Origin of the sequence: Mesorhizobium intechi (genome assembly GCF_002879535.1) — a bacterium.
Lineage (GTDB): Bacteria > Pseudomonadota > Alphaproteobacteria > Rhizobiales > Rhizobiaceae > Mesorhizobium > Mesorhizobium intechi.
In genome coordinates, this window is the sequence record NZ_PNOT02000175.1 from 1 (window position 1) to 1,082 (window position 1,082).

Below are 1,082 nucleotides of genomic sequence, written 5' to 3' on the forward strand. Positions count from 1 at the left end.
ATCCAACCCTATACTCCGTGATGTCCCGCCTTACTTTTATCGGCGACATCTTCCTGTTACAGAAATAACCTATTAGCTATATGTATAGTTAAATACGGCGGTACAGCCGTCTCTGTGACATAAGCTCATAGAGCGCAATATCAAAACCGCTTGGGGGTCAAGCTGTATCGGTAGCGCATTTTTGAAGATGGAACGTATCTTGCACGCTTCCGTCATTTATCTTTGCCCCCAAAGGTTTCGACGTGGGTTTTCAATGGCCGACACAGGTGTTGGCTAGATTTCAGGAGGGGCGAATGAACGTCTTACGGTTTTTCCTTTCAATCGCCGTGTTGCTTCTGGCATCAGTCTTCCTGACTGCGCCGGCTTCCGCGCAAGCGACACGGACCTGGGTTTCCGGCGTCGGCAACGACGCCGATCCGTGCAGCCGAACGGCACCTTGCAAGACGTTTGCCGGCGCCATCTCGAAGACGGCGACAGCCGGCGAGATCAACTGTCTGGATCCGGGCGGCTTTGGCACGGTCACCATAACCAAATCCATCACCATCGACTGCAAGACGACTGAAGGCGGTGTGCTCTCGGCCCTGGTGAACGGCATCGTCGTCAATACGCCCGCCGGCTCCTCGGTGCATCTTCGCGGCATCGACATAGACGGCGCGGGCACCGGGCTCGACGGCGTGCGGATGACCGGCCAAGGTCAACTGCACATCGAGGACTGCAACATCGAGCGGGTGACCAGCAATGGCGTCGAATTTCTTCCCAACGGGGCCAGCGAACTCTACATAAGCGATACGCGGATAGCCGAGGCAGCCGGTGGCGCCATTCTTATCAAAACGACTGGCGCCGTTGGCATCAATGCCATCCTGTCCAGGGTGGAGCTGACCAACAGCGCCAATGGCATTCTTGTCGACGGCACCGGCAACACCTCCGCCATGAATATGGCACTGACCGACAGCCTGGTCAGCGGCAACACCGGCAACGGGGTGGCGGTCAAGTCCGTCGCCGCGGCATCGCCGGTACGCGCGACGATCGTCAACACCACGATCAGTTCCAATGCCGGCGTCGGCGTCAATGCCAACGGCGCC

Annotated in this window: 1 protein-coding gene; it reads left to right on the top strand. The window is 57.9% G+C overall.

Features of this window, described 5'->3' with window-relative positions:
- Window positions 1–293: 293 nt before the first annotated feature.
- Window positions 294–1,082 (top strand): right-handed parallel beta-helix repeat-containing protein (locus C1D09_RS14910; protein WP_143975039.1); only part of this gene is annotated, 789 nt, incomplete at its 3' end.